This window comes from Flavobacterium branchiicola, from assembly GCF_018383905.1.
Lineage (GTDB): Bacteria > Bacteroidota > Bacteroidia > Flavobacteriales > Flavobacteriaceae > Flavobacterium > Flavobacterium branchiicola.
Map to the genome: position 1 here is coordinate 238,336 of NZ_JAGYWA010000007.1, position 21,550 is coordinate 259,885.

Annotated in this window: 16 protein-coding genes; 13 read left to right on the forward strand and 3 right to left on the reverse strand. The window is 32.1% G+C overall.

Annotated features, from left to right (window positions below):
* Nucleotides 1-1,275, forward strand: coding sequence for an O-antigen translocase (locus KHA98_RS18370; RefSeq protein WP_246522418.1), 1,275 nt, complete (start codon nucleotides 1-3; stop codon nucleotides 1,273-1,275).
* A gap of 97 nt (nucleotides 1,276-1,372) precedes the next feature.
* Here the strand turns inward: KHA98_RS18370 and KHA98_RS18375 are convergent, their stop codons facing one another.
* Nucleotides 1,373-2,278, reverse strand: a complete 906-nt coding sequence (locus KHA98_RS18375; RefSeq protein WP_213259349.1) for a glycosyltransferase family 2 protein — start codon at nucleotides 2,276-2,278, stop codon at nucleotides 1,373-1,375.
* A gap of 54 nt (nucleotides 2,279-2,332) precedes the next feature.
* Here KHA98_RS18375 and KHA98_RS18380 point away from each other — a divergent pair, with 54 nt between their 5' ends.
* From KHA98_RS18380 to KHA98_RS18390, 3 genes are read left to right on the forward strand one after another with little or no spacing between them, the layout of a single operon-like run.
* Complete coding sequence (locus KHA98_RS18380) at nucleotides 2,333-3,424, forward strand: glycosyltransferase (protein WP_213259350.1); 1,092 nt, start codon at nucleotides 2,333-2,335, stop codon at nucleotides 3,422-3,424.
* A 16-nt stretch (nucleotides 3,425-3,440) separates the two neighbouring features.
* The gene (locus tag KHA98_RS18385; protein WP_213259351.1) at nucleotides 3,441-3,833 is read left to right on the forward strand and encodes a sugar 3,4-ketoisomerase; all 393 of its coding nucleotides are present in this window, start codon (nucleotides 3,441-3,443) and stop codon (nucleotides 3,831-3,833) included.
* Nucleotides 3,830-4,906, forward strand: coding sequence for a glycosyltransferase family 4 protein (locus tag KHA98_RS18390; RefSeq protein WP_213259352.1), 1,077 nt, complete (start codon nucleotides 3,830-3,832; stop codon nucleotides 4,904-4,906). The genes KHA98_RS18385 and KHA98_RS18390 overlap by 4 nt, the downstream gene beginning before the upstream one ends.
* 125 nt (nucleotides 4,907-5,031) lie before the next feature.
* On the opposite strand, the gene KHA98_RS18395 is transcribed toward KHA98_RS18390, so the two are convergent.
* Nucleotides 5,032-5,889 (reverse strand): glycosyltransferase family 2 protein, encoded by an 858-nt coding sequence (locus tag KHA98_RS18395; protein WP_213259353.1) that lies wholly within the window; start codon nucleotides 5,887-5,889, stop codon nucleotides 5,032-5,034.
* Complete coding sequence (locus tag KHA98_RS18400; RefSeq protein WP_213259354.1) at nucleotides 5,889-6,572, reverse strand: cell division ATP-binding protein FtsE; 684 nt, start codon at nucleotides 6,570-6,572, stop codon at nucleotides 5,889-5,891. Before KHA98_RS18400 ends, KHA98_RS18395 begins: the two co-directional genes overlap by 1 nt.
* Nucleotides 6,573-6,916: 344 nt before the next feature.
* Here KHA98_RS18400 and KHA98_RS18405 point away from each other — a divergent pair, with 344 nt between their 5' ends.
* The 9 genes from KHA98_RS18405 (at nucleotide 6,917) to KHA98_RS18445 (ending at nucleotide 21,487) form a co-directional block, all read left to right on the forward strand.
* Nucleotides 6,917-9,934 carry a tetratricopeptide repeat protein gene (locus KHA98_RS18405; protein WP_213259355.1) on the forward strand — a complete coding sequence of 1,006 codons (3,018 nt, stop codon included), beginning with the start codon at nucleotides 6,917-6,919 and terminating at the stop codon, nucleotides 9,932-9,934.
* An 82-nt stretch (nucleotides 9,935-10,016) separates the two neighbouring features.
* Nucleotides 10,017-10,880, forward strand: coding sequence for a PhzF family phenazine biosynthesis protein (locus KHA98_RS18410; protein ID WP_213259356.1), 864 nt, complete (start codon nucleotides 10,017-10,019; stop codon nucleotides 10,878-10,880).
* Between the two features lie 169 nt (nucleotides 10,881-11,049).
* The gene (locus KHA98_RS18415) at nucleotides 11,050-12,801 is read left to right on the forward strand and encodes a TonB-dependent receptor (protein ID WP_213259357.1); all 1,752 of its coding nucleotides are present in this window, start codon (nucleotides 11,050-11,052) and stop codon (nucleotides 12,799-12,801) included.
* Nucleotides 12,802-12,932: 131 nt separating this feature from the next.
* Entirely contained in the window at nucleotides 12,933-13,463 is a 531-nt protein-coding gene (locus KHA98_RS18420) for a GNAT family N-acetyltransferase (protein ID WP_213259358.1), read from the forward strand.
* A 62-nt stretch (nucleotides 13,464-13,525) separates the two neighbouring features.
* A complete protein-coding gene (locus tag KHA98_RS18425) occupies nucleotides 13,526-13,975 on the forward strand; it encodes a hypothetical protein (RefSeq protein WP_213259359.1) in 450 nt (149 codons plus the stop codon).
* Between the two features lie 7 nt (nucleotides 13,976-13,982).
* The gene (locus KHA98_RS18430; protein WP_213259360.1) at nucleotides 13,983-14,288 is read left to right on the forward strand and encodes a hypothetical protein; all 306 of its coding nucleotides are present in this window, start codon (nucleotides 13,983-13,985) and stop codon (nucleotides 14,286-14,288) included.
* Nucleotides 14,289-14,648: 360 nt separating this feature from the next.
* Nucleotides 14,649-16,325: an asparagine synthase B gene (gene asnB / locus KHA98_RS18435; protein ID WP_213259361.1), complete on the forward strand. Its 1,677-nt coding sequence runs from the start codon at nucleotides 14,649-14,651 to the stop codon at nucleotides 16,323-16,325.
* Between the two features lie 311 nt (nucleotides 16,326-16,636).
* Nucleotides 16,637-18,247, forward strand: coding sequence for an asparagine synthase B (gene asnB, locus KHA98_RS18440; RefSeq protein WP_213259362.1), 1,611 nt, complete (start codon nucleotides 16,637-16,639; stop codon nucleotides 18,245-18,247).
* 504 nt (nucleotides 18,248-18,751) lie between these two features.
* A complete protein-coding gene (locus KHA98_RS18445) occupies nucleotides 18,752-21,487 on the forward strand; it encodes a M16 family metallopeptidase (RefSeq protein ID WP_213259363.1) in 2,736 nt (911 codons plus the stop codon).
* The last annotated feature ends 63 nt before the right edge of the window (nucleotides 21,488-21,550 follow it).

The window sequence follows — 21,550 nt, forward strand, 5'->3', positions numbered from 1 at the left end:
TTGAATTTCATAAAAAAAATAACCGGAACAACTTTGTTTAAGATTACCTCTTTGAATAGTTTTAATGTAGTTTTAAAGATTAGTACGGGATTGATTACTTCTAAATTTTTAGCCATTTTTGTGGGGCCGGCGGGAATGGCTTTGGTTGGAAACTTACGTAATTTTTTAACCTCGCTTGAAACTATTCTGACTTTGGGTTTTCAAAATGGAATAGTTAAGTATGTGGCTGAAAATCAAAAAAATAGTGATGAATTGCAAAAAATAATGGCAACTGTTTTTATCAGTTTGGTTTTTATTGCGCTAATTTCAGGCTGCGTTTTGTATTTTTTTGCTTCTTTTTGGAATGATACTATTTTTAGATCTTATTCGGATTATTCTTTGGTTTTTAAGGTTTTGGCATTTACATTACCATGGTATGCGGTATCCATTTTTTTATTGGCGTTGCTAAATGGATTAAGTAAGTTTAAGAAAGTAATTTTGGTCAATATTATTGGTAATATTGCAGGATTGCTAATCTCTCTCTTAATGATTTTTAAATTCAAGATTTTGGGAGCATTACTTGCTATTTGTATTTTGCCGTGCTTGCTTTTTTTCAGCACTTTTTATTTTGTAAACAAAGAAATTAAACTTTCAGAAGTAATTTGTTTTCGACTTTATGATTTTAAAGTTATAAAAAATCTTTTGCCGTATTCTCTAATGGCTTTGTTTTCGTCAGTTTTTGGGCCAATTGTCTTTTTAGCGATACGGAATAATGTAATTGAAAAGTTAGGTATTAATCAGGCTGGTTTTTGGGAAACAATGACACGGATTTCTTCTAATTATATGCTATTTGTCACTACGATTCTAATGGTGTATTTTTTACCTAAACTTTCAAAAGCTCAGAATACAAATGATACCAAGATTGTTTTTTGGCAATATTATAAATTTATTTTACCGGTTTTTTGTCTGTGTATAATTGTCGTTTATCTTGGCCGTTCCGTTATTGTACAGTTGTTGTTTACCAAAGAGTTTCTTCCTGTTACAACCCTGTTTTTTTGGCAATTGGTTGGAGATGTTTTTAAAGTGGCATCTTTAATTTTGGGATATCAGTTTTTTGCAAAAAAGTTAACTTTAGCATTCATCGTTTCCGAGACATTATCTCTCACGGTATTGTATTTTTTAAGTTTACTTTGTATTGATTATTGTGGAATTGAGGGAGTAATAATGGCACAAGCGTTTGATAATTTTCTTTATTTTATAGGTTTGTGTGTGTATTTCAGGAAGAGTTTATTCTAAAAATAGTTTTTAGAAATTAATCATATTTTGTCCCTAAAATATGTAAATGAACAAAAGTGCAAATAGAGCGTGAAATAAAAAAGCTATTATAATTTTTCTAACTTTTAATAAAAAATATTCGGATTCTTTGCCTTATTTCTATTAATGTATATCTAAATAATAGATTTAGATTTGAAGTTTTAAAACTAAGAATCATCTCAAAATGTATCCTTTTCAAAATAGCTTTGTGTTCCTCTTTTGTCTTATTAAGAAGAATAGCTTTTTGCAATAGTAAGAATGTTGAATTATTTATTTTTTTTGCGTGTGCATCATTTTTTAAATAGAATTTTGAAATCAGAGAGTTTTTCAAAATCCTTTTTTGTACTAAAATAGAGTCTATAAAATCAATGTCATAATTTCGGGATACTCTTATCCAAAAATCTAAATCTTCGTAAGCAAGACTTTCATCATAACCTTTTAAATCATCAAAAACTGATTTTTTGGTCATCGACGAAACAGAACAAAAACTATTTCCTCCGGAAAGAATTGAAAGGTAAATATCGCCTACAGGTCTTTTTTCGGTCGTTTCTTTTGAACTATTTACAGGAAAAAAATAAGATTCAAAAGTTCCATTTTCATCAATTAGTTCAGCGTTTCCGTAAACAATACCCAGATTTTTAAAATTACTTTCCTTAAAAGCCTGAACTTGCAACGAAACACAGTTGGGTAGTAAAACATCATCGGCAGCCAAATCAATAATAAATTCCCCTTTTGCCAATTTTAAAGCTTTATTAAATGATTTTGTATTTCCTAGATTCGTTTCATTAGCAATAAACTGAAATTGAGGATAATTGGCGCCCCATTTTTCTATTGTTTTCTTTGAATTATCGGTACTATAATCATCTACAATAATTAATTCAATAGCATTATAATCTTGTTTTAAGACTGAATCTAAACTCTCCACAACAAATTTCTCATGATTGTAGCATAAGCAAATAATAGTGACTAATAATTTATCTTGCATATTGTTTTTAAAGAGTTATATATTTGATACGAAAATAAGAAATCAAGAATGATAATGTCTGACAAAAAAAAGAAAATTGCTTTAATTGGTTACCGTCTTAGCGGAGGTGGAAGCGATAAAGTAATGGCAAATTTGTCTATTTTTTTTGAAAGACAAGGTTTTGAAATTGATATAATTATTGTTTTAGATGAAGTTAGTTTTCCCTATTCCGGTAAATTGGTCAATCTCGGGCTGCTTAAAAACAAAAGCAACGGATTTTTTAATAAAGTCAAAAGATTGTCTGTTTTACGAAAATATTTAAAAGAGAATCATTTTGATTTTATTATTGATTTTCGATTCAGGACCAAGATTATTCAGGAGCTTATTCTCGCCAGATTTATTTATAAAGCCAAGACAATTTTTACAGTTCATAGTTTTCTTATTGATCATTATATGCCAGATAATTCGTGGCTGACACGTATAATGTACAATCATTGTCTCGCAAATGTTGCGATTACGAAAGAAATGAAAATCCTAATTGAAACAAAACATAAACTAAAGAATGTAATTACAATACATAATCCCGTATACATAGCTGAAATTCAAGAAAAAAGAGATGAAGAAATTGAAGTGAATTTTGAATTTGTTATTGCAGTAGGGCAATATGAAAATGAAATTAAACAGTTTGATAAACTAATTTCAAGTTATGCCAAATCAGTTTTGCCACAAAAACAAATTCATTTGGTCATCGTTGGAAATGGAAATAAATTGAGTCTCGAAAAAACAATTTCAGAAAATAATATTTCAGGATTTGTTCATCTTTTAGGGTATCAAAACAACCCCTTTAAATTTATGAGCAAAGCAAAGTTTTTAATTTTAAGTAGTAAAAATGAAGGTTTTCCAAATGTTATTTTAGAATCATTAGCTTGTAAAACTCCTGTAATATCATTTGATTGCGATTTTGGTCCCCGCGCTCTCATTCTTAATTTTGAAAATGGTATTTTAGTAGCAAATCAAAATTGGGAAGAACTTACCCGAGCTATGAATTTATTTATCTCAGATGAAATTTTATATAAATATTGTAAGGAAAATACATTAACGAGTGTTCTTAATTTTTCATTAGAAAAAATAGGAAAACAGTGGATTGAACTGATGACCGCAAAATAGCCAAATCAAAATTAAAATGAACGTAAAGATTATTGACATCCCTAAAATAGAGAATAGTTTAGGTAATATTGCAGTTTTAGAAAATGATATTCTTCCCTTTGAGATTAAAAGGGTTTATTATTTATATGATATACCATCGCATTCCATGCGAGGAGGTCATTCTCATAAAAAATTGAGGCAAATTTTAATTGCAATATCAGGAAGTTTTGATGTTGTCCTGAAAGATGGACAATCAGAAAAAAAAGTATTTCTGAATAAACCGGATAAAGGATTATTAATTGAAAATAATATCTGGAGAGAACTGGAAAATTTTTCTTCGGGTGCAATTTGTCTTGTTCTGGCTTCCGATGTTTTTGAAGAAACCGATTATATTCGGGATTATCAGACTTTTTTGAATTCCAAAAAATGAAACTTCTTTACATTGTTCCCAAAATAAAAAATGCCGGTGGGGTTGCGCGCGTTTTGTCTGTAAAAGCAAATTATTTTACAGAGCATTTTAATTATGAAGTGCATATTTTATCTCAAAATGAAGAAGAGGAATTGCCTTTTTATGATTTTAATTCTAAAATAAAATTTCATAATATCATTTTAAAAGGAAATGCTTTTCAGTTTTTAAAAGCGTATCAAAAGCAATTAAATCAAAAGATTAAAGAAATTCAGCCTGATGTTATTTTGGTTGTAGATAATGGTTTAAAAGCTTTTATTTTTCCGTTCCTAATTAAAACAAAAACTCCGGTTGTTTTCGAAATTCACGGTTCAAAATTTATAGAAGAAAATAAGCCGAATACAGATTTATTTTCGAAATTCATTCAAAAAATAAAACAAAATTTTAAAGATTTTAGTGCGCAGAAATTCACAAAAGTGGTGGCACTTTCAGATGAAAGTCTAAAAGAATGGAAAGTGAAAAATGGAATTGTAATAGCAAATCCTTCCTGGTTGAAAACAGAAAAAAGCGCCTCTCTAAACAATAAAAAAGTTATCGCAATTGCCCGAAATTCCTATGAAAAAGGTTTAGACCGATTATTGGTGATTTGGAAAAAAACATATAAAAATCATCGTGATTGGACATTAGAAATTTATACTGATGAAATTGAATCTTTAACAAAAATAGCAAACGTAAATTATTATGCTTTTGTAAAAGATATTGAAGAAAAATATCTTGAATCTTCAATTTATGCAATGACTTCAAGAACCGAAGGTTTTCCTATGGTTTTATTAGAAGCAATGGCTTCAAGTTTACCTTGCATCGCTTTTGATTGTCCGATTGGTCCACGAACCATTATTACAAATGCTGAAAATGGCTTTTTGATTCCAGATAATGATTTTGAAATGTATGCCGACAAACTTTCTTTTTTAATGGAAAATGAAGAAGTAAGATTGAAATTGGGTGAAAACGCAAAACTGACTTCGGAGAATTTTTCGGTCGAAAAGATAATGAAAGAATGGAAGGTGTTTTTTGAGAATACAATCCATTATAAATAGTATTTTGACGTTTCCTGCAAGGTTTTCAAAACCTTGTAGGTATTACATTTCCATTTTTTTAATTCTAAAGGTTGGAGAATTTTAAACCTACAAGGTTTTGGAAACCTTGCAGGTTAGATTCGATATTAATTATTTTTTAAAATACAAAAATAACCCAGTTTATAAAGATCAAACAGAAATAAAGAAGGTTTTTCGGAAAGTAAATTTTGTTCAATACTTCTTTTGTTTTTCCTGAAAAGGAAGGCCAAGAATGAAACTAATTTCAGTTTCGTTAAAAGATCAAAACTTTTAATTATTTTGCTGTCTTCACTGGAAATTTTGCCTGATTGATAAAGTAAAAATAAGTTTTCTATCGCTGTTTTTGTTTTCTCTAAAAAGATTTGAGAAGTTTCGAGGTTTAAATGAAAAGTAGGGTTTTCTATTCGGGTTATTTCGAAATTATTCTTTTTTAAAACAGAAAAGAAAAGTAAATCTTCATAACCATATTTTGTAATCGATTCATCAAAAGGAAATCTCATAAAAACTTCTTTTTTGATTAATAAATTAGAAGTCAGAATAGCCAAAGATTCTCTTTTTTGCCCGTAAAACCAACGTAAAAAATGTTCTTTTTGAGGTTTTTTATCTTCATAAATAATTCCTCCAAAATAGATGTTTTTCGCTTCTGAAATTACTGAAATATAGTTTTGAATAAAATTATCCTGAGCAGGAAAAGTATCGCAATCCAGAATTAAAAGCCAATCGTATTTTGCTTTTTTAGCTAAGGAATTGATGTTTTTTCCCCTTCCTAAATTGATTTCATTTATAAAAAACGCACCATTCGTAACAGAATTGATTTCCTGATTTAAAGTGTTTTCAGAAGAATTTGAAGCATCGTCCTGACAAAAGATTTCAAAGTTAATTCCACAGCTATTACATTGCTTTACAAGTTCGTTAACGAGAGGTAAAGCATTGTAATTATAAACCGGAATTAATATGGAAAGCATTACACGCTTCTTTGCACAACTTCGAAGATTCTTTCATCTTCGCATTTCAATGTTTTAGAAGGGAATTTCATCAATAAAGCGTAATCGTGTGTTGCCATGATTACCGTTTTACCATTTGCATTGATGGTTTTTAAAACCTCTAAAACTTCTGAACTCGTCTGCGGATCAAGGTTTCCTGTTGGTTCATCGGCTAAGATAAACTCAGGATCGTTAAGCAATGCTCTTGCAATCGCAACACGTTGTTGTTCACCTCCTGAAAGTTGGTGAGGCATTTTGTTTAAGAATTCTTTCATTCCAACTTTGTCCAGAACTTCATCGATTTTGTGCTCCATAGCACCTTTTTCAACCCAGCCTGTCGCTTTTAAAACAAAAAGCATGTTGTCTTTTACAGAACGGTCCGGAAGCAATTTAAAATCCTGAAATACGATACCAATTTTACGTCTCAAATACGGGATATCGCTTTCTTTTAAAGTAGCCAAATCAAATTCAACAATGTGACCTTCACCTTCAACCAAAGGTAAATCTGCATATAAAGTTTTTAAGAAACTACTTTTTCCGGAACCAGTTTTTCCAATGATGTAGATAAATTCACCATGTTCAACCTCTAAATTAATGTGAGATATAATTTTTCTTCCTTCTTGATATATAGTGACTTCTTTAAGAGACAGTACGGTTTGTGACATAGTAAAATTGATTTGAATGGTAAAAGTAATAAGATAACGCTTGGATTCAAAATAAATTTCAATGATTTCTGAATAAAATTGCTAAAAACTGGAATAAAAAAATAAACCATATAAGTTATATAAGTTCATTTTAATATGACTCAGTTCAAGCTTCTTGCTTATAATAACTTACATTACTTATATGGTTTGAAAAAAGCGTTTTTTGAATGTTTTGCAGTGTATATTTTACGGCTTAATATCTTGTTTAATAATAACAATTAAGCGTTTTGTTCATAATAAATGCCGGAAACGTTTCGTTATACACGGTATAAAATGATACATTTGAATACTAAAATATAATAAAAATGCGTAAACTCCTCTGGTTCTTTTTACTCCCAACAGTTCTTATTTCGACCACAGTTTCGGCACAAAAATCAGCTATATACACTTACGAATTAAAGGATTTTGATAAAGCGGTGGCTTTGTATAATGACAAGCAATATGCATCGGCACAACATATTTTTGAATACATAAAAAATAATACTGCACATACTGAAGAAGTAAAGTCAGATTGTGCTTATTATATTGCCAATTGCGCTATTAGAACCAATCAGCCAAATGCTGATGCTTTGATGGAAAAATTCGTAGAAGAATATCCAACAAGTACAAAACAAAATCAGGCATACATTGAGGTAGCACAATATTTCTTTGAACAGGGAAATTATCCAAAAGCTTTACAATGGTTTGATAAAGTAGATGAAAGCTACATGAGCAAATCGGATTCGGATAAATTTAATTTCCAGAAAGGATACAGTTATTTTAATGCCAAAAAGAAAAAAGAAGCCACAACGTATTTTAATAAAGTGGTAAATTCTCCTGAATTTGGTTCTCAGGCCAAATATTATTTAGGATTTATGGCTTATGAAGGCGATGATTATAAAGAAGCTACTAAATATTTTGACGAAGTTTCGGGAGAAGAGAAATACAAAGAGAAACTTTCGTACTATCAGGCTGATATGAATTTCAAACTTGGAAATTTTCAAAAAGCGATTGATTTGGGTCAGAAAGCGATGGCAAAATCAAACGAGTTAGAAAAATCAGAATTGAATAAAATTATCGGGGAAAGTTATTTCAATTTAAAACAATATGATAAAGCAATTCCATATTTAGAGCAATATGCCGGTAAAAAAGGAAAATGGAATAATACCGATTTTTATCAGTTAGGTTATGCGTATTATGAGAAAAAGGAATACGAAAAAGCCATTTCTCAGTTTAATAAAATCATTGAAGGAAAAGATTTCGTAGCCCAAAATGCTTATTATCATTTAGGTTTGAGTTATTTGAACACAGGAAAAAAGCAAGAAGCTTTAAACGCTTTCAAGAATGCTTCTGAAATGGAATTTAATGCTCAAATTCAGGAAGATGCAGCTTTAAATTATGCGAAATTAAGTTATGAAATTGGAAATGCTTACCAAACAGTTCCGGGAATTTTACTTGATTTCTTAAAAAAATATCCAAATAATTCGAGCAAATCTGAGGTTGAAAAACTATTAGTAGATTCTTATATTTCGACTAAAAATTATAAAGAAGCTTTAACTTTATTAGAGAAGAACAGAACGGCTGAGAATAAAGCAGCTTATCAGAAAGTTTTATTTTACAGAGGATTAGAATTGTATAATGAATCTAATTATGCTGAAGCAGGAAAGATGTTTAAAAGCGCCATGAGCGAACAAAAAACACCTGAGTTTACAGCACGCGCAACTTTCTGGAAAGCAGAAACAGAATATCTGGCTGATGATTTTCAGAATGCATTACTAACTTACAAACAGTTTGCAGGTCAGGCGGCAGCAAAATCTACAGACGAATATAAAAACATCAATTACAATATTGGTTATACTTATTTTAAGCTGAAAGAATATGATCAGGCGGCAAATTCATTTCAGGCTCAGATTGATAATTCGCCTTCTGATAAAACACGTTTAAACGATTCTTACTTGCGCTTGGGAGATTCGAGATTTGTAACTTCAAAATATGCTCAGGCTAATGAAGCTTACGGAAAAGCGATTGATGCAAAAGGAGTTGATGCCGATTATGCTCAATTTCAAAAAGCGCTTTCGTATGGTTTTATGTCAAAAAATGATCAGAAAATCAATGAGCTGAATAACTTCCTGAAAATGTATAAAAAATCAGCGTATCGTGATGATGCTTTGTTTGAATTGGGAAATACGTATGTAGCGGATAAGAAAAATGATTTAGCAATTAAAACATACGATCAGCTGATTTCTGAATATAAAGACGGTTCTTTTACTTCAAAATCGATTTTAAAACAAGGTTTGATTTATTATAATTCAGATCGTGACGAATTGGCTTTATCAAAATTCAAAAAAGTTGCTGCTGAATTCCCTAAAACACCGGAAGCTCTTGAAGCGGTTTCAACAGCAAGATTAATTTACGTTGATTCTGGAAAAGTAGATGAATACGCAACGTGGGTTCGTACGTTAGATTTCGTCTCAGTTACAGATGCTGAATTAGACAACGATACTTATGATGCAGCATTTAAACAATACAGCCAAAACAATAACAAAGCCGCTATTACTGGTTTCTCTGGGTATGTAAGTAAATTTCCAGCTGGCTTGCATGCGCTGGAAGCTAATTTTTATTTGGCACAATTAACTTATGCAGATGGTTCAGAAACGAAATCAATTTCAAATTATCAATATGTAATTGATCAGCCAAGAAGCGAGTTTACAGAACAAGCATTAAACAGATTGGCTCAGATTTACTTAAAAGCTAAAGATTGCGACAAAGCAATTCCGGTTTTGGTACGTTTAGAAAACGGTGCTGATTATCCTCAGAATAAAAACTTCGCACAAGCTAATCTGATGAAATGTTATTATGACAAGAAAGACTATGACAATTCAGTTATTTCTGCCGAGAAAGTTTTAGAAAATCCAAAAGCCGATGCAGGCGTAAAAGCTGATGCGCAAATTATTGTTGCCCGTGCTGCGATGCAGACAGGAAATGAAGACAAAGCAAAATCTGCTTATGCAAAACTGCTAACAACGTCTAAAGGAGAATTAGCAGCAGAAGCTTTGTATTATGACGCTTATTTTAAAACTAAAGAAGGCAAATTTGATGCTTCTAATACAGCTGTTCAAAAATTAGCCAAAAATTATTCAGCCTATAAATATTATGGTGCAAAAGGTTTGGTGTTAATGGCGAAAAACTTCTACGGATTAAAAGACAGTTACCAGGCCACATATATTTTAGATAACGTAATCAACAATTTTACAGATTATCCTGATGTGGTTGAAGAAGCTAAAAGAGAGTTGGGTGCGATTAAAGTAGAAGAATCAAAAACGAATTCGTCAATTAGTAAATAGAAGAAAGATGCAAGAAGCAAGACAGAAAAAGTCTTTTCTCTTTCTTCTTGATTCTATTCTTTCTGAAAAAAAAGAAAAAAATATGAGTTTACCTTTTTATATAGTTGACGTTTTTGCTGATAAAAAATATGCCGGGAATCAGTTGGCAGTTTTTATGGATGCAGAAAAATTAAGTTCAGCCGAAATGCAAAATATTGCCCGTGAAATCAATTTTGCGGAAAGCACTTTTGTAACTAAACTGGACAAAGAAAATAATAAAGCCGAGATTAGAATATTTACTCCGGCACATGAAATGCAGTTTGCGGGTCATCCGATAATTGGTACTTCGTGGGTTTTAATGAATAAGATTTTTGATAATGCTGCTGATGAAATTAAACTGGAAGTTCCGATTGGGCCAATTGCGATTCATAAATCAGAAGGATTGATTTGGTTAAAAGCCGCACAGCCAAAGTTCTGGGATATTTTTTCGAAAGAAGATTTCACATTATTCAGTAATCTGAAGATAAGCGATTTCGAAAATCAATTTCCAATTCAGGAAGTAACCACAGGAAGCGCTTTTGTAATGGTAGGTTTAAGTAGTAAAAGAGCTTTGGAAAATTTGGTTTTAGATAAAGATAAAGCAGATAACTGGATGAAGCAGCATTGTAAAACAGATCACAGAGGCTTATATTTTTATTATTTAGAAGGTTCAAAATTGTTCAGTAGAATGTTGTGCGTAGAACATAATCAACTGGTTGAAGATGCTGCAACAGGAAGTGCCAGTACATGTTTACAGGCTTTTTTACTAAAATATCATAAACCTGAATTAGAATTAACCAATCATCAGGGAGATTATATCAATCGTCCGTCTGAAATTTATTTCAAAGGAAAACTAACAGATGATAAGTATGATATTGAAATTGGTGGAAACGCTCAGTTTGTTGCCAAAGGAGAGTGGGAAGCTTAAGCTTTAGAAGCAAGAGTCAAGAAGAAAGAATTTAGATTTTAGAAAAGAAAATAGAATATAGAAAATAGAATATAGAGAATAGAACAAAGAGTTTGAGGAGACGAAAATAAGATAGGATTATATGTCTTTTCTCTTTTTTCTTTCCTCTATTCTCTAAAAATAAATAAATATGAAATTAAACTGCCGAAATAAAATATTCATTTTACTGCTGTTGTTTGTTGCTCAGGTTTCGTTTTCGCAAAAGAAGAACGAAAATATCGGAACAGAAACGGTAAACGTAGTAAAACCATACTCGCCAACAATATCTGATGCGTTTAAAGTGAAAGAAACTCCTTCGCTTGACGATGCAGGAAACCAGCCAAAAGAAACCATTAAATATAGTATTTTATCGGTTCCCGTTGCGTCAACTTTTACGCCTTCAAAAGGAAAAGCGGAAGGGGTTGAGAAATCTAAAAAAGAACGATTGTTTAATAATTATGCGACTTTAGGAGTTGGAAATTATGGTACTTTAAATGCTGAGTTATTTGTAACACAGGATTTGGGTAATAATGATTACATAGCGGGAATGCTTCGTCACCACTCTTCGCAGGGCGGAATTAAAGATGTTAATCTTAATGATGAATTTTACGATACTGCACTAAATGTAGGTTATGGCGTAATTAATCGTGATGTGTCCTGGGGCGTTGATTTAGGATATCAGAATCAGGTTTACAATTGGTATGGTTTACCTTCAGATTTCGGAATGACTTTGCCACCAGCTACGCAGGAAGATTTAATAAGAGGAATTAATCCAAATCACTCCTACAACACCATATCTTTAGGTGGAAATGTAGAATTCAACGAAGGGATTTTTAGTAAAATTTCGACAAGATTTACGCATTTCTCAGATAGTTTTTCTTCATCAGAAAATCGTTTTTATGTTAAGCCAACATTCAAAGTTGATGTAATGGATCAGGCGATAAATACCAATATTATTGTAGATCATGTTAGCGGTTCTTTTGAACATAATTATGCGTATGATAACGTAGAACCTTTGAAATACAGTCTGACTAATTTTGGAATTGAGCCAAGTTTTGTGGTTCATGAAAATGAATGGACGCTTGAACTTGGGGCTGGATTGTATTATGCATTAGATTCTGAAAATAGCGGAAACAAATTTTATATTTATCCAAAAGTGAATGCATCATACAAATTGGTTGGTGATTTAATGATTTTCTATACTGGAGTAAACGGAAGCTTAAACCAAAACTCTTATGCAGATTTTGTGACCGAAAATCCATTTTTGTCTCCAACTTTAAACATGAGGCCAACAAGTAATCAATATACTGTTTTTGCAGGGTTGAAAGGGAAATTGGCAAACAATATTAACTATAATTTGACAGGTTCTTACCTGAATGAAAAAGATAAAGCGTTGTTTAAAAGCAATGATTATACAGAAGATTTTGCGAATCAGAATTATGCTTTCGGGAACTCTTTTGGTGTAATTTATGATGATGTGAGAACATTTCGTTTTTACGGAGAATTAAAAGCAGATTTCTCTCAAAATGTTTCTTTCGGAATTAATGGAACTTTCAATAGCTATAAAACAGATGGTTTAGAAGCATGGAATTTACCTTCAATGAAATTAAGTTCAAATCTTGACGTTAGTATTACTAAGCAATGGTATGCCGGTTTAAATGTGTTTTTTGTGGGTGAGAGAAAAGATATGCAAACCAACCTGAATTTGGGTACAGATCCGGTTATTTCGACTTTAAAAAGTTATTTTGATGCCAATGCACACGTGGGATATAAATACAACGAGCGATTGACCTTTTTCTTAAAATTGAATAACATTGGAAATCAGGCTTACGAAAGATGGTTAAATTATCCTGTTCAGGGATTCCAGGTTCTTGCCGGAGGAAATTACAAATTTGATTTTTAATACAATTTTGTATCAAAGATACTAGGGCACAAAATCTAGTTTAAAAAATGTGCCTTTTTTTTTAGTCGTGAGTTCATGGATTTTTTGGAGTAAATTCGTGAATTCGCGACTAATTTTTTTAAATTTATTTTATGGAAATTAAATTAAGACAAGAAAATAAGGAAGATTACAAGAGTGTTTTTCAATTGATAGAAAAAGCTTTTGAAAAAGAAGAATACAGCGATCATAGAGAACAGTTTTTGGTAGAGAGATTAAGAGATTCTAATGCTTTTATTCCTGAACTTTCTATAATTGCCGAAGTTGAAGGCAAAATTGTCGGACATATTTTATTTACCAAGCTCGAAATTAAGAATCAATCCCAATCGTTTCAGTCTTTGGCATTGGCTCCGGTTTCTGTATTACCGGAATTTCAGGGAAAAGGTATTGGTTCAAAATTAATTTTGCACGGTCATGATGTTGCTAAAAAACTAGGTTATAAATCGGTTATTTTACTCGGACACCAGGATTATTATCCAAGGTTTGGTTATGAACTTTGTGAAAAACACGATATTAAAATGCCATTTGAAGTTCCTGCAGAAAATTGTATGGTAATCGCTTTGATAAAAGACGGCTTAAAAGATGTAAGAGGAGAAGTAGTTTATCCAAAAGCTTTTTTCGAATAAATCTTAGACAAAGAAAAAAACTTTGCACCTTTGTAGCTTAGAACCTCAGTACTTTAAAAAAAATGACTTTCAAAGAAAAAATATATTCCCATTATAATCAAATGGTCCAGGATCGAATCGATGTGTTCAGAGATATGATTTCAAATCTGACTGAAGATTCTAAAAATGATGCTAAAGGTTCTGCCGGTGACAAACATGAAACTGCTTTGTCGATGATGCATATTGAGCAGGAAAAACTGACCAACAAATTAAAAGAAGCAATTGCTCAAAAAGCAATTTTAGATAAAATAGACCCGCTTAAAAGCACAGAAAATATAGTATTAGGAAGTTTGGTAAAAGCAAACGGAATCTATTTGTATGTAAGTGTGGCGCTTCCAAAAATTGCAATTGACGGAATTAATGTTATTGCGCTTTCACCGCAATCTCCACTGGGAAATCATTTGATGGGGAATAAGGCTGGTTTTCAGTTTGAAATTAATAAAACACATTATACTATAGAAAGTGTAGTATAATTGTGGAATGAAATTATATTCTAGTATGGAAGTTTTTGGAATTGGTTTTTTAATGAGCGCTCTTTATTTAATGTTATTATTTGGTGTTTATAGATGGGCAAAAATCAAACCGCTGAAAATTTTACTTACTGCTATTTTTGTTTTGCCATTTCTGTCTATAATCTTGTTCTGTCTAAATGGCTTGGTTCGGTTTCAGGATAAATATCAAGGCCTGTTGAATGTTTATTCTATTTGGATAATGTCTGCTTTTACTTTTGCAGTATTACTGGCTGTACTTCTTTTTGTTTTATTTAAAAGAAGTTTTAAAGCTTAAAGAATATTGCCAAAGTTCTATTTCTAAGTTTTCTGTGTAAGCCTTTCATGATTGTATTAAATACAATTCAGGAACAACTTTTATGCTTCTCTTTACGAATCTTTCATTTGTAACGAAATAACTCAAAATTTAATTCAAAAAATGCGATTAAACTTTAAATTTTAAAGCGGTTTTATAGTCAAAATTAAAATTTTCAAGTTTAGAGCTTTTTTTTGCTTGTAAATTTTACATTTTATATGTAAAAAAGGTTTTATAGTTTTAAAATGTAATCGATATTGTGGTTTGTGTTTTTCAATTGTAACTAATATCACATCTTTGCCTTGTAGAAATGAAATTTATTAAAAATTAAAATATAAAATTATGTGTGGAATTGTATGTGCCTTTGACTTAAAGCAAAAAGCAGAAGCTTTAAGACCTCAAGTATTAGAAATGTCAAAAATCATTCGTCACCGCGGACCAGACTGGAGCGGGATATTCAGTAATGATAAAGCAATTCTTTCTCATGAGCGTTTGGCAATTGTAGATCCGGCTTCAGGGAAACAACCTTTATTTACAGAAGACAAAAAATTAGTTTTGGCTGCAAATGGTGAAATTTACAACCACAGAGAATTGCGTAAACAATTTGAAGGAAAATACAACTTTCAGACTGAAAGTGATTGCGAAGTAATTTTGGCACTTTATAAAGAAAAAGGACCACACTTTATTGATGAAATGAACGGAATCTTCGGATTTGCAATTTACGATGTAGATAAAGATGAGTATTTTGTTGCTCGTGACCATATGGGAATCATTCCATTATACATTGGATGGGATCAACACGGAACTTTTTATGTTGCTTCAGAATTAAAAGCTTTAGAAGGATATTGTACAAAAATTGAGTTATTCCCTCCAGGACATTATTTATCAAGCAAAGACGGAGAATTTGTACAATGGTACAAAAGAGACTGGACAGAGTATGATGCAGTAAAAGATAACGAAACAAGTATTCCAGAAATCAAAAAAGCACTTGAAGCTGCAGTTCACAGACAATTAATGAGTGATGTTCCTTACGGAGTTTTACTTTCTGGAGGTTTAGATTCTTCTATTACTTCGGCAGTAGCTAAAAAGTTCGCACAAAAACGTATTGAATCTGATGATACTACAGAGGCTTGGTATCCGCAATTGCACTCTTTTTCAGTTGGATTAGATGGTTCTCCTGATTTGGCTGCTGCACAAGTTGTTGCAAAACACATCGGAACAATTCACCATGAAATTAAATTTACTATTCAGGAAGGTCTAGATGCGGTAAGAGATGTAATTTACAACCTTGAAACATATGATGTAACTACTGTAAGAGCGTCAACTCCAATGTGGTTAATGGCGAGAGTTATTAAATCAATGGGAATCAAAATGGTTCTTTCAGGAGAAGGAGCAGATGAGTTGTTTGGAGGATATTTATATTTCCACAAAGCACCAAACGCAAGAGAATTTCACGAAGAAAACGTTCGTAAATTAGGTAAACTTCATATGTACGACTGTTTACGTGCAAACAAAAGTTTAGCAGCGTGGGGAATTGAAGGTCGTGTACCATTCTTAGATAAAGAGTTTATGGATGTTGCGATGCGCATCAACCCACAAGATAAGATGATCAACAAAGAACACCCGATGGAAAAATGGGTAGTTCGTAAAGCTTTTGAAGACATGCTTCCTGAAAGTGTTGCATGGAGACAAAAAGAGCAATTTTCTGATGGAGTAGGATACAGTTGGATTGACACTTTGAAAGAAGTAGTGGCAAAAGAGGTTTCGGATGAGCAATTAGCAAACGCGAAATACAAATTCCCATTGCAGACACCAACTTCAAAAGAAGAGTATTACTACCGTTCTATTTTTACGGAACATTTTCCAAGTGATGCAGCGGCTTTATGTGTGCCTCAGGAAGCAAGTGTTGCTTGTAGTACAAAAATTGCATTGGAGTGGGATGAGGCTTTCAAAAACATGAACGACCCATCTGGAAGAGCTGTAGCAAGTGTACATGATGATGCTTATGCAAAAGCTTAATACGTAATTTTTAGAATTAGTATATATTTAGAAAGACGTTCTCTTTAAGAGAACGTTTTTTTTCTTGTCTGTATTGGTTAAAATGTTAAATATTAATGGATTGAATTGGATTTTGCAGCATCATTGTACTTTCTTTTTTATATTTGACACTTACTGATGCAAAAAAGTTAAATCGCCTATATTTTAAGAGGTGTATCAGAAAAAAGCAGAAAATTATCTTTAGTTTTGCTTTGAAAATTAAAATTAGAATTAATTTTTCATTTAGTCGTTTCATGAGGGAAACGTTTAAAATATTAAAAAAATAGAATAGTATGTCTGGATTATTGGCCGTTATCGGTAAAGGTAAAGACCCACAACTTGTAAAAGAACTTTCGGAAAGAATGGCCTATCGTGGCCCTGACGAGAGTGATTTGCATATTATGGAAAATGGAAGCGTAATTTGTCACGAAGGCTTATCAATTATTGATTTGCAATCGGGAAAACAACCTATTCAGGGAACAAACACAGCCTGGATGATTCATGATGGTGAAATTTATAACTATGAGGAGTTAAAAAACACGGTCTTAAAAGAACATTCGTTTAGAACTAAATCAGATTCTGAAGTTATTGTTCATTTGTATGAAGAATTTGGCTATAAGTTTTGCAATATGCTTGATGGTGCTTTTGCATTTGTAGTGATTAACGGAGATGATTACATCGCGGGAAGAGACCCGATTGGTGTAAAGCCTTTGTACTACGGATTGGATGAAAGAGGGAGAATTTATTTTTCTTCAGAAATGAAAGCGATTGCAGATCAGTGTAAATCATTTTCAACTTTTCCTCCGGGACATTATTATACAGCAAAAACAGGTTTCGTTAAATATTACCAACCGGAATACGAAGACCATAAAAAAGCAGTCGAAAGTCTGAATTTAGAATTAATTCGTGAGACTTTAATCGAAGCAACGCGTAAACGTTTAATAAGCAATGTACCGTTAGGAGTTGTATTATCTGGTGGTTTAGATACTTCTTTGGTGTCGTCTATAGCTTCTAGACTTTTAAAAGGAAATGGAGAAAAATTACATTCATTTTCTATTGGTTTAGATGAAAATGCTCCTGATAATATTGCAGCAAGAAAAGCAGCCGCTTTTTTAGGAACAGAACATCATGAAATTCATTTTTCTGTAGAAGAAGGTGTTCAGGTTTTAGAAAAAGTAATTTACCATATCGAAACTTACGATGTTATCTCGGTAAGATCTTGCGTTCCAATGTATTTATTGTCTAAAGCTATTGCAGAGACCGGAATAAAAGTAGTGCTTTCAGGTGAAGGTGCCGACGAAATTTTTGGTGGATATTTATATTTCAGAAACGCTCCGTCAACAGAAGAATTTCAGGATGAAACAATAGAAAGAGTTCAAAAGTTGTTTACTGCCGATTTGTTGCGTGTGGATAAAACAACAATGGCTCACGGATTGGAAGCCAGAATTCCGTTTTTAGATAAAGATTTCTTAGATGTTGCGATTCGAATTAAAACCGAAGAAAAACAACCAAAGAATTATGACGGAATCGAAAAATATATTTTAAGAAAAGCATTTGATACACCGGAAGATCCGTATTTGCCGTCAGAGATTTTATGGCGCCAGAAAGAGCAATTTTCAGATGGAGTAGGTTATAACTGGATTGATGAATTAATAGAATATTGTTCGTCTCAGGTTTCAGATGAGCAAATGGCCGGAGCTGCTGCAGAATTTCCATATAATTCACCTGCGACAAAAGAAGCATACTTGTTCCGATCTATTTTTCATAAATTTTATCCACAGGTTAGTGCTGCTCAAACAGTACGTAAATGGATTCCGAAATGGCAGGATAATCAAGATCCGAGCGGAAGAGCAAATGCTGCACACGTAAAAGCCGGAACTGAAAGATCAAAATCTACAGTATAAAAAATAAAGATTAAAATTTTAAGAAGCACTCCAATTTGGGGTGCTTTTTTTTTAGAATTAAGTAAAAGAAGATTTGTCTTATTCTGTCTAAAATAAAACTTTTAGAGGATTTAGGTTTGTTTATATTTTTTATCGAGTTTTCTGTTGTAAAAGAGCTTTAAAAACCGAAAATATCTTGTCTAGCCCCAATAGAAGCGGCATCCTTTTGTGGTTCCCGATAACTATCGGGATGCCACAAAAGATATAGCGGATAGCGGGACAAAATGTGTAATGAAAACAGAAATTGATGCTTCAAAATTAAAATATAATAAAGATGATTTTTGTAAAAGCAGCAATTGATGGAATAAGAGATAAAGGGTTAAAGTAATCTCATCTTGTAAAGGGGAAATCTTATTGTGTAAATAGATTCAGTTTTTAATTTTCTAAAAGTAAGTTAATAGGAGATTATTGTATTTAAGAAAAATACTATATTTGATTACCAAGAATAACTAAATAACATAATTTATGAGAAACCTTTTAATGAGTGGAATTTTGTGCTGCTCGCTGGCAGCAATGAATTCAGTTTATGCCCAAAAAAAACCTGAACTACCCAAATACATTACAAATGTTGAAGGAATTAAAGAATATTCATTAAATAATGGATTAAAAGTTCTTTTAATTCCGGATGCTTCACAAAGCAATATGATTGTAAATATTGTCTACAACGTAGGCTCCAGAAATGAAGGCTATGGAGAAAAAGGGATGGCTCATTTACTGGAGCATATGCTTTTTAAAAGTACCAAAAATTTAGGCGACATAAAAAAAATGCTTTCAGACAAAGGTGGAAATGCAAATGGAACTACCTGGTACGATCGTACAAATTATTATGAAATATTTCCATCAAGTGACGAGAACTTAAAATGGAGTCTTGAAATGGAAGCAGATCGAATGATTAATGCCACGATTCTGCAAACTGATCTTGATAAAGAATTTTCCGTGGTAAGAAATGAATTTGAAATTGGCGAAAATAATCCTGATGGCGTTTTGCAGGAAAGAATTATTTCGACTGCTTATTTATGGCATAATTACGGAAATAGTACAATTGGAAGCAAAGAAGATATTGAGCGCGTAAAAGCGAACAGACTTCGTGTTTTTTATGAAAAATATTATCAGCCGGACAATTCTACTTTAGTGATCGCTGGTAAGTTTGATGAGAAAAAAGCATTGCAATATGTAGGGCAGTATTTTGCTGTAATTCCGAAACCTAAAAGAGTTTTAGATAAAACCTACACCATTGAGCCTGCGCAGGACGGAGAGAAATTTGTTGAACTGAAAAGAGCAGGTGACAGTAAAAATGTTGGAGCTCTTTATCATACTGCTCCGTATGCCGATAAAGATTATGCAGCAATTGATGCTTTGGCAGAAATTTTAACCGCAGATCCATCGGGATATTTGTATAAATCTTTGGTAGAAACTCAAAAAGTATCCAGCATATATTATTGGCAACCAACGGTGCGTGATGCAAGTTTTATGTATTTTGGAGTTGCGGTTCCAAATACTAAAGATATTAAAGCGACCGAGGATATTGTAAGAGCAGAGCTGGATAAAATTGCGACAACAAAATACACCGATGAGGATGTTAGCAGAGCTAAGGCAAAAATTATCAAACAAATTGAAGATGTAAAAAACAATACCATTTCATATGCCATTAATATTACAGAAGTTATAGGATCTGGGGATTTCAGACTTGGTTATTTATATCGTGATACGGTAGAAAAATTGACTAAAGAAGATATTCAGAGAGTAGCTGAAAAATATTTTAGAAGCAATAATAGAACAGTAGGTGTATTTATTCCTTCAAAAGAAGAAGCAAGAGTTAAATCTGTTGAATATACTGATGAACAGATAGCAGCGATCACTAAAGATTACAAAGGAAAAGCTTTAGAAAAAGAAGCCGCTCCTTTTGAGGCTTCGATTAAAAATCTAAAACAAAACTTAACAGAAGGAAAGTTAAGTAATGGTGTGAAATACGGACTAATTAAAAAAGAAATCAAAGGAGGAAAGGTTCAGGCAAACTTTAAATTTCCTGTAAGTAATGAGAAAGAATTAGCAGGAAAAGTTGATACAGGCGGGATTTTGGCTCAATTGCTAACAACCGGAACTACAACAAGAACAAAAGAGCAAATTCAGGATCGATTAGATCAGTTAAAATCAAGTATTAACTTTAATTTTTCAAGACAAATCCTTTCGGTTAATATTGCTACTTATAAAGATAGTTTTAAAGAAGTGATGGAGATTTTAGGAGATTTGTTGGTTAATTCTACTTTTCCCGAAAATGAACTGAATAAAACAATTACAGAATATAATACGTATCTCGAATCTAATCTGAATGATCCACAAACAATTGCAGTTACTGAAATTGCAAGACAAACTGGAAATTATAGTAGAGAGAGTATTTTTTATACGCCTACAATTTCAGAGCAAATAGAGGCTTTTAAAAAGATAAAACAGAAGGAGATAGTCGATTTTTATAAAAATATCTTAGGAGGGAATAACGGGGTAGGAAGTGTAGTTGGAGATCTGGATGCTAAAACAACAGCTCAGATTTTGGAAAATACTTTTGGAAAATGGAATTCAAAATCAAAATATGAATTAGCTAAACCAACTTATTTTGAAACCAGTAAACTAGATAAAGATTATAGTACTCCGGATAAGGAAAATGCTATAGCGCTGGGAAAAATAAATTTTAAAATGGATCGTAATAGTCCTGATTATCCTGCATTTGTGATGGCTAACGAAATTCTGGGCAGTGGAGGTTTCTTAAGTGCGCGTATTCCGATGCGATTGAGAGAAAAAGAAGGGATAAGTTATGGAGCGGGATCTTTTATAGAGGTGCCACTAACAAATGATGTTGCTTTTTGGGAATATTATGCATTGCTAAATCCTACAAAGAAAAATGCTGTTGAGGTAGCTGTTAAAGAAGAAATTTCAAAGGCTTTAAAAGATGGATTTACCGCTGAGGAATTAAAATCTAATTTGGTTAGCTGGCAAAATGAGAGAAAAACAAGATTAGGAAGCGATGATACTTTAATGAATTTGGTTAATACATATTTGCAGTTCAATGTTCCTTTAGAAGATTATGATGATCTTGAAAACAAAGTAAAAGCTCTAAAAGTTGAAGAAGTTAATACTGCATTGAGAAAGTATTTAAGTTTAGATAAAATGACTTCGATTTATGCAGGTGATTTTAATAAGAAATAAACAGAGAATTATTTTTTGAGTTTTAGATGTTGATTAAGCTTCTGAAATTTTAAAAAGAGTCAA